Here is an 8,722-nt window from a genome sequence, read left to right as displayed (position 1 = left end):
CACCCGTTCGACTTGCATGTATTAGGCCTGCCGCTAGCGTTCATCCTGAGCCAGGATCAAACTCTCCATTGTATAATGTACTACTTATCTCTCCCGAAGAAGAAACGATGTCGAGGGCTGATCCGACTCGTATAACGAGTTTAATCGTTTTGTTACGCTTGTCTGCTTCGAAGTAGCGTGCTGCTAATTCAAAGCCTTACCGATTTGTCTTTTCCAAACATTCAAAGAACGTATGTCAGTCCCTTTTGGACTAACTTGGTGGCTGCCGAAGCAGCCTCTTCTTGCGGCCTTATTACTGACCGACTTTTGATAAACAGCTGCGAGAAGGTATTTCGTTCACGCTGCTGTAACTTTCTTTTTGCTACTGCTTCAGCCGTTGTTTTGAAGCGGGGTGCAAAGGTAGAAGTTTTTCTTAGCTCGCCAAAGAATTTGTAAAACTTTTTTTGGCTGGATTTTGCTAAATCCCTCAAGGAGAAATTTGTAAACAAGTGCTTATAGCCCACTTCCTCTGCTATTTCTTCCCATCAGTCAGCCACCGATTGTGGCGTTGTTGTGAAGCGGGGTGCAAAGATAAGAAAGCTTTTTCTTGATCCAAATAAGATTCGATTCTTTTTAGCTTTGGCTTCCAACTTTTGTTCCTTAGCTAGCCTTAGCGAGAGGTAAGACAACTAGGCAGGTAATACAGTTCCAACGAGACCACTTTTTGATAGGCAGTTTTCAGTTAATCTGTTTGGGAGGCCCACAAGATTCACTAAGCCACCATACTAAGCTTGCTAAAGCACCAAGCTCAATGCAAAGCTGTGACCAACTAACAAGGGTGAAATACTTCCGGTTGTGTGTAGCATGGCGTTTAGCTGAAATACTAAATAGCTGCACTATTATGCTCCCTCCTTTAATAGTCTGATGATAAAACTACAGATAGCTATTGCTCATTCCGCTAATCACGATAGTTGAGAGCTGGTTTACGGTCACCTAGCAAGGGCTTGTATGCGTAAGTGCCCACATCCTTCTTGAATTCCTCTTTTGCTTGACGTAGCAAATCGGGCGTGGTGAATAGATCAATTGCTGTTAGGATCATGATTTTAGCTGCAACTAGCATGCCTTTAGTACCGACTTCGGTACCGTCGCAGGCTACGGCTTGCCAGCTATGGGCTGGCGTGCCGGGCACCCAAGTGGCGGCTTCCAGACCTACGGTAGGTACCACGTAGCTGACGTCGCCTACATCAGTGCTACCGCCGCCCTCGCGAGTTTCAAACTTGCCTACAGTGGCAGCTGCGGTTAACGGAGGGACTGCAAAGCCTAAGGAAGCCTGAATTTTCTGGCCAAACTCAGTTTCTTGGGCTGAGTAGGACACTCCCCCTACTTGGTCGAGGTTAAGTTGTAAGGCGCGGGCTAGGGTTTCATTGAGTAGTAAGTCGTGAGTACCTCCTATGATTTCATAGTCCATGGTAGTACCAGTGCCAAGGGCGGCTCCTTCAGCCGCTTTAACTACTCGCGCGAAAATTTGCTTGACGTCATCTTTCTTGGGATGCCGCACATAGTAGTATACCTCGGCGTAATCAGGTACCACGTTAGGAGCTTTGCCGCCGCTGGTGATGACGTAATGGATACGGGTTTCTTGTGGTACGTGCTCACGCATCAGGTTTACCATGTGGTTCATGGCTTCTACCGCATCAAGGGCACTTCGGCCGCGCTCTGGTGCCATGGCCGCGTGCGACGAGATGCCGTGGAAACGAAATTTAGCGGAGGAGTTTGCTAGATAGTTGTTCATCATCGCTCGGTTTTCGCTACCTGGATGCCAATGCACAACGGCATCAACGCCCTCAAATAAACCGGCTCGCACCATATATACTTTACCACTGCCACCCTCTTCAGCAGGCGTGCCATAGACTTTAATGGTGCCTTTGATCTTACCGGCTTCCATTAACTTTTTCAGCTCGATACCAGTGGCCACACTCGCAGTCCCGAACAGGTTATGCCCGCAGCCATGGCCCGCGTCTTTGCCAGCAACCGGTTTTTTCTCTGGCACTGCTTGCTGCGATAAACCCGGCAAGGCATCAAATTCAGCCAAAATGCCGATGACAGGCTTGCCGCTGCCGTAGGTCGCGACGAAAGCAGTTGGGATATCAGCTACGCCTGCCTGCACAGCAAAGCCTTGCTGACGTAGAGTTTGCTGCAACAAAGAGGAGCTTTGGGTTTCCTTGTAGCCGACCTCGGCGTATTCCCAAATTTGCAGGGCAATTTTGCTATAAGCAGCATAGCTCGCATTGATGTCCTTAAGAGCTTGCTGTTTTGTAGGATTAGTCCGGCCTGGTTTATCCTTGGCTGCAGGCACGGCAGATGGGCACAAAACGGCAAGCAGCAAGCAAGTAAGAATTTGTTTCATAGCGTGTTTCAAGGATTACAAAGGTTAAACGGATCGGCTGTTTGCTGAAATACATCTGCTCCATTAACGCTCAAAATCGAGTTTTTAGAAAGATTTATTGAGGTTTGGAAGTGAAATGGATTGAAACTCACGCAGAGAAATTTTATCAGTTAATGGACCAATTTGTTTTTTCGGTCTATAAACTGTGAACAATACTACAAGCACTTTGTATCTATCAACCTCGAAGCAGGTTTTCGACCGTTTAACTATTCTGGTCTAAATTTTAGGTTTACAATTATGAAAAGCCATCATTCCTGTTTATCCTTGAAGTATTGCAGCTAACCAAGATAAGGTTGGATTCCGTTTGTAGCTCAACATCGAATGGACCAACTTCTTACCGCTTTAATACTTACCGCGTGGTTTGCTGCTACTTGTGTATAGCTGCTTTAATTTATTTGAACTGCAATTCAATCATTTTTTCACTTAAGCCGACTACGCATAAATACAACTGCTTTACAACCTGACTGACCAAATGCCCCTGGTAGCTCTTCAACCGGTCAACCTACCTTATTCCTAAATAATAAGAGATTGAGTACCATTAAGGTGTGCTAACCTATGCCAGAGCGGAAATTTGAGGCACTTTGCCGTAGCTATTCAGTGGTTACAAACGAAGTCCTTGGTTTTAAAGGCGTTCTGACAAACGAGGCAACCCAACACTATCACAGTAAATTTTCAACCGGAGCTTTGCAAACGGCGTCTGGAAACGAAAACAAAAAGAACCTTAAATATGGATACGTTATCCGCCGCAATACCCCCTACTCGCCCAAATGGATCCGGTTTGTGGAAGTGGTTATTGCACACCGTAGGATTGGAGGCATGGTTTCGGCAAACGCCAGCCACCGCTCAGGTTGGGAGCGAGGAGCGAGTATTTCTGCGCCTGGCGTTACCTGGTGCTTCCGGAAGCAATAATAACCCTACAACTGCGCTGTTATCTGAAGTACTCAGCGAGTGCCTGGCAGCCATCCGAGCGGGCGGCGGGGAGGTTGTTATCCACCAAGGCAGTAGCGTGTTGCTGAGTTGGGCGACAGAACAAGGCAAGCGAGAGGTAGTACCCGTGTACTTTAAATTCCGCGAGCTACTGCGGGGCCGGGGGCACAACCAAAAGCTATTTGGAGCAGCTAGTCTAGGTTGGGTGATATCAAGCCGGCGAAAGTCGAAACCAAAGTATCAAGGGGAGGTGCTGAGTCATGTGGCGGGCATGCTACGCGAAAACCAGCAACTAAATCACGATCTGCTTGTTTCAGCTGCCTTGTATCACCACCTCGATCAAACATTTCCGTATCAGTACCAACTGCACGTGGGCTTCAACTTACCAGGGCACCGTTATCCGGCAACTCTGTTTAGAGTGACTGCAGAAACGGTTTCTGAACCCTATCAGCAGTCTTTTGCTGAAGAACCTACTACCACTGCCGGGAAAGTTTCGGCACTTCCCTGCCTGTAAACAAAACCACATCTTTTACCTACTCCGGATTAGCTGCCTTCCCGAGGCCCAAGGGCAACAATCCATCTTACGAGGGCATCGCAATTACCACCACATGAAACAGCAAAAAGGGCAAGTCGCCCCAGCAGAAGGTAAATTAGGCATTTTGCTACCCGGTATGGGCGCTGTCGCGACTACGCTCATCGCAGGCGTATTGGCGGTGCGCAAAGGGGGGCCGCAGCCAATTGGCTCGCTTACGCAAATGGGCAATCTTCGTATCGGTAGCCGGAGCGAAAACAACTATCCGAAAATCAAGGATTTTGTTTCTCTGACTCCTCTCAACGACATCGAGTTTGGCGGGTGGGATGTGTACGACGATAATGTGTACCAAGCTGCTTCAAAAGCTGAGGTGCTGGATTCGCGGCTGTTGGAGACTATTCGGCCGGAGCTGGAGGCAATCAAGCCGATGAAGGCAGCCTTCGACCAATATTACGTGAAGAACCTGGATGGTACGCACGTCAAGACCTATACCACTAAGTATGACTTGGCCGAGCAGCTCATTGAGGACATCCGCAACTTTAAGGCTACACGCAATTGCAGCCGACTAGTGATGGTATGGTGTGGTTCGACGGAAATCTACCACGAGCTGGCGGCGGTGCACCAAACGCTTGCCAGCTTTGAGGAAGGCTTGCACACCAACTCGCCCAACATTGCACCGAGCATGATTTACGCCTATGCTGCTCTTAAGGAAGGAGTGCCGTTCGTGAATGGAGCGCCCAACCTGACGGTGGATGTGCCGGCCTTGTTGGAGCTGGCGCACGCAACAAATACGCCAGTGGCGGGCAAAGACTTTAAAACCGGCCAAACCTTGATGAAAACCATTGTGGCGCCAGGGCTACAGGCGCGGGCGCTGGGGGTGAAAGGCTGGTTCTCCAGCAACATTCTCGGCAATCGTGACGGCTTAGTGCTCGATGATCCTGATAACTTCAAGACCAAGGAAGTGTCGAAACTGAGCGTGCTAGAGGACATTCTGGATGCGGAAGCTAATCCGGAGCTCTACGGCGATATGTACCACAAAGTGCGCATCAACTACTACCCGCCAGCCGGCGACAACAAGGAAAGCTGGGACAACATCGACATCTTCGGGTGGCTGGGCTATCAGATGCAGATCAAGATCAACTTCCTCTGCCGCGACTCTATCTTGGCGGCTCCCTTGGTGCTGGATTTGGCTTTGTTCATTGACTTAGCCAAACGGGCCAATATGAGTGGTATTCAGGACTGGTTGTCGTTCTATCTGAAAGCGCCGCAAACCTTGCCGCACCACCGGCCAGAGCACGACATCTTCAAACAGCTAACCACGCTGCACAACACCCTGCGTCAAATGATGGGCGAAGAGCCGGTTACGGACCTTGCGCCGGAAGAATACCAGAATGCCCTCGGCGCCTGGTAACGAACCGGGTAGCCGCGCGTGCAAGCTAGTTGCCTCCGTTTTAGGTATTGGCTATGTGAAGGGAGGTGGCACGGTAGCAGCCGTTGCCTGCTGCCTCCTACTTTACTTGGTCCGCGACCGGGGCCTGACGCTGCGTCTTCTGCCAGTTGTTTCGCTTACGGTGGGGATAGTAGCGTTGGGGACCTGGGTTGCTCAACGCGTTGAACCCCTCTGGGGCAAAGACAACTACCGAGTGGTTATCGACGAAGTGGCGGGCATGTGGATCAGCGTGCTTTTTGTTCCTCTTACGGGCCCTCGCCTATTAGCCGGACTGGTGCTGTTCCGGTTTTTTGACATGGTAAAGCCTCTATTTATTGGAAAGATGGAAAAGCTACCGGGCGGCGTGGGGGTGATGATGGACGACGTGCTGGCCGGCGTCTATGCTAATTTACTGGTACAGGCCGGAATTTATTTCCGCGTTTTCTAAGTGCGCTATCCTCGTTTCCTTAAGGCGCAAGTGTCCTCGCTGGCTGCTACCGTCGTCGATTTTGTGGTTACAATCGGCTGCGTGGAAGTGCTGCACAGCCGGTACTTGGCCGCTACTATTTTGGGCAACATTGCCGGGGGCATCACCAATTTCAGCCTCGGGCGGTACTTTGTTTTTGATGCAACTAAGCAAAACGCACGGGCACAGGGTGGGCGATACTTGGGCGTTTGGTTGGGAAGCATGCTGCTGAATGCGGCCGGTGTTTATTTCTGCACGCAGGTGCTGCATTCCAATTATGTGATCAGCAAAATAGGGGTTTCCCTGCTGGTCGGGTTCGGCTTCAACTACCTGTTGCAGCGACACTTCGTATTCCCAAAATCATGACAAGTCTGTCAGTTAGGTGTCAGTACCTCGCGGTGGTGTATGCTATACTACTGTTGGGTTCACCGGCTGTGGCACTAGGCCAAGCTACTAGCATTGAGGGAGTTGTAACGGACGCCAAAACCAAGGAGAAGCTTCCTTTTGTGAGCGTGGCGGTTCCGGGAGCCGGCATCGGCACCAGCACCGACGAAAACGGACGCTTCAAGTTAGAGGTACCAGCCGCCTACACGTCAGTTGTATTTACGTCGGTTGGATACGGCACGATTACGAAGGCAATTACGCCCGGCGTACCGCAGAAACTTGACGTGCAGCTAGCTACTTCGGCTACGGCGCTGAAGGAAGTGGTAGTGCAAGGCGCAAAGCTGCCGCGCTACCGCAACAAAGAGAATCCGGCGGTGGCGCTTATCCGGCAGGTTATCGAGCACAAAGAGCAGAACCGCCCCGAGCGCTACGACTACGTGGAGTACAGCAAGTATGAAAAGATGTCGTTTGCCCTCAGCAACTTGTCCGACAAATTCAAAAACCGCAAGTTCTTCCGCAACTACCAGTTTCTGTTTCAGAAGCAAGATTCCGCGGCAGCGGGGGGCGTGAATATTTTGCCGCTTTACTTGGAAGAAAAGCTGGCCAAAGAATACTACAGCAAGAATCCGGAGAAGCATAAAACCATAGCTCTCGGAACCAAGCAGGTGCAGTTCGATAGGAATTTTATTGATAACGGGGGCCTGAGCACCTACTTCAATAGAATGTACCAGGACATCGACATCTATGATAACCGCATTACCATTCTGGGCAATCAGTTGCTGAGCCCGTTGGCCAATTCGGCGCCTTCGTTCTACCAGTACTTTATCACCGATACGCTGCGGCAAAATACGCCGCAATTACTTGAGTTAAGCTTTGCACCCCGCAACCGCGAAGACTTGCTGTTTAGAGGCAAGCTTTACGTGACATTGGATGGCAATTACGCGGTACAGCAGGCTGAGCTATCGGTAGATCGACGCATCAATCTTAACTTCATTAAAAGCCTGAATGCGCGCTTGCAATTCGCGGAAAACCCGGATAAGCGCTACCACTTAAGCAAGAGCGAGCTGGCTATTGACTTTGGCGTCTCTTCCAGCAAAGGCTCCGGCTTTTACGGCGAGCGGACCGTCGTCTACCAACAGTACCAAATCAACCAGGCGCGGCCGGAAAGTTTCTACGAAAGCGCAACTTCCACCGCTGATAGCCTTACGGCCCGTAGCCCCGCCTTCTGGCAACAGAACCGGCCCGATAGCCTCAGTCAGCTGGAAAGCGCGATTTATAAGAACGTGGACACCCTGCAAACCATCCCGTCGTTTCGGCGGACGCTGGGGCTGTACACGTTTCTGCTGGCGGGCTACAAGTCGTTTGGCGTGTTCGAGGTTGGGCCCGCCAACGCCTTTTACAGCTTCAACCCCGTGGAAGGCTTCCGGCTGCGGCTGGGCGGCCGTACTACTCCCGAGCTAAGCAAGCGGCTTTACTTTGAGACGTATGCGGCCTACGGCTTCAAAGACGAAAAGTGGAAGTACTACCTCAGTTCCACCTATTCGCTTAACAACAAGTCGGTTTACACTTTCCCGCAGAACTTCGTGCGGGCCAGTTTTCAGCGCGACACCAAGATTCCGGGGCAGGAACTGGAGTTTGTGCAGGAAGACAACTTTCTGCTCTCCTTCAAGCGCGGTGTTAACGATAAATGGCTTTACAACGACATTTATCGGCTCGACTACGTGCACGAGTTCGACAGCCATTTCTCGTACACGCTAGGCTTCAAGAAGTGGCAACAGTCGCCGGCGGGGGGGCTGTATTTCCGTAAGGGGGCCAATGATAGCAGCACTGATATAGCAGCGCTGCATACCACGGAACTGATGCTGGCCTTGCGCTGGGCGCCCAAAGAAACCTTCTATCAGGGCAAGCTCTACCGGGTGCCTATCATTGGGCCTTACCCGGTTATTACGGCCCGGTTTACGGCGGGCCTGAAGGGGTTGCTGGCAGGTGAGTACTCGTACCAGAACTTGGCGCTCAACATCAAGAAGCGGTTTTATCTGGCGCCATTTGGCATTTCCGATGTCACGGTGGAAGGAGGCTACACGTTTGGGCAGGTGCCGTTTCCGTTGCTGACGATCCATCGGGCCAACCAAACGTACTCGTATCAGTTGAACTCGTACAACCTGATGAACTTTCTGGAATTCTCCAGCGACCAGTATGCCAGCCTCTTCGTGGACCATAATTTCAACGGCTTCTTCTTCAACAAACTCCCGCTGATCAAGCACTTGAAGTTGCGCGAAGTAGCTTCGCTGAAACTGCTGTACGGCGGGTTGCGGGCGGAAAACAATCCAGTTCGTCAGTTAGAGCTTTACCAGTTTCTGCAAGACAATCAAGGCCGGCCCACCACATTTGCCCTGGGCCGGCAGCCCTACGCCGAAGCCAGCGTAGGCATAGCCAATATATTCAAGCTTTTTCGGTTGGATGTCGTGAAAAGAATCAATTACCTCGACAACCCAAACGTGACAGAATGGGGCTTACGCGGCCGCTTTAAAGTAGACTTCTAAGCAATAAGACTTCAAT

At 50.9% G+C, this 8,722-nt stretch carries 6 protein-coding genes and 1 rRNA gene; 5 read left to right on the top strand and 2 right to left on the bottom strand.

The genetic code is table 11. From position 1 onward, the window contains the following. Together VF639_RS12270 and VF639_RS12265 are read right to left on the bottom strand one after the other, a co-directional pair. A 16S ribosomal RNA gene (locus tag VF639_RS12270) occupies positions 1–72 on the bottom strand; the annotation flags it as partial. Positions 73–937: 865 nt separating this feature from the next. After that, on the bottom strand, positions 938–2,386 hold the full coding sequence (locus tag VF639_RS12265; RefSeq protein ID WP_331146196.1) for an amidohydrolase: 1,449 nt from the start codon (positions 2,384–2,386) through the stop codon (positions 938–940). Between the two features lie 1,237 nt (positions 2,387–3,623). Between VF639_RS12265 and VF639_RS12260 the strand changes: the two genes are divergently transcribed. From VF639_RS12260 to VF639_RS12240, 5 genes are all read left to right on the top strand, one after another. Beyond that, positions 3,624–3,866: a hypothetical protein gene (locus tag VF639_RS12260; RefSeq protein WP_331146195.1), complete on the top strand. Its 243-nt coding sequence runs from the start codon at positions 3,624–3,626 to the stop codon at positions 3,864–3,866. A gap of 94 nt (positions 3,867–3,960) precedes the next feature. Beyond that, positions 3,961–5,295 carry an inositol-3-phosphate synthase gene (locus VF639_RS12255; RefSeq protein ID WP_331146194.1) on the top strand — a complete coding sequence of 445 codons (1,335 nt, stop codon included), beginning with the start codon at positions 3,961–3,963 and terminating at the stop codon, positions 5,293–5,295. After that, positions 5,276–5,761 (top strand): phosphatidylglycerophosphatase A family protein, encoded by a 486-nt coding sequence (locus tag VF639_RS12250; protein ID WP_331146193.1) that lies wholly within the window; start codon positions 5,276–5,278, stop codon positions 5,759–5,761. Before VF639_RS12255 ends, VF639_RS12250 begins: the two co-directional genes overlap by 20 nt. Continuing rightward, on the top strand, positions 5,762–6,145 hold the full coding sequence (locus VF639_RS12245; RefSeq protein ID WP_331146192.1) for a GtrA family protein: 384 nt from the start codon (positions 5,762–5,764) through the stop codon (positions 6,143–6,145). Continuing rightward, the gene (locus tag VF639_RS12240) at positions 6,142–8,706 is read left to right on the top strand and encodes a DUF5686 and carboxypeptidase-like regulatory domain-containing protein (RefSeq protein WP_331146191.1); all 2,565 of its coding nucleotides are present in this window, start codon (positions 6,142–6,144) and stop codon (positions 8,704–8,706) included. The genes VF639_RS12245 and VF639_RS12240 overlap by 4 nt, the downstream gene beginning before the upstream one ends. The last annotated feature ends 16 nt before the right edge of the window (positions 8,707–8,722 follow it).

This window comes from Hymenobacter sp. (assembly GCF_036387835.1).
Lineage (GTDB): Bacteria > Bacteroidota > Bacteroidia > Cytophagales > Hymenobacteraceae > Hymenobacter.
The sequence above is the reverse complement of the archived record's forward strand: the minus strand, read 5'-3'. Positions and strand labels throughout refer to the sequence as shown.

What these genes read in the sequence shown, in the direction of transcription:
- VF639_RS12265 (WP_331146196.1), bottom strand. Translation starts at nt 2,386, where the DNA reads ATGAAACAAATTCTTACTTGCTTGCTGCTTGCCGTTTTGTGCCCATCT.
- VF639_RS12260 (WP_331146195.1), top strand. Translation starts at nt 3,624, where the DNA reads ATGCTACGCGAAAACCAGCAACTAAATCACGATCTGCTTGTTTCAGCT.
- VF639_RS12255 (WP_331146194.1), top strand. Translation starts at nt 3,961, where the DNA reads ATGAAACAGCAAAAAGGGCAAGTCGCCCCAGCAGAAGGTAAATTAGGC.
- VF639_RS12250 (WP_331146193.1), top strand. Translation starts at nt 5,276, where the DNA reads ATGCCCTCGGCGCCTGGTAACGAACCGGGTAGCCGCGCGTGCAAGCTA.
- VF639_RS12240 (WP_331146191.1), top strand. Translation starts at nt 6,142, where the DNA reads ATGACAAGTCTGTCAGTTAGGTGTCAGTACCTCGCGGTGGTGTATGCT.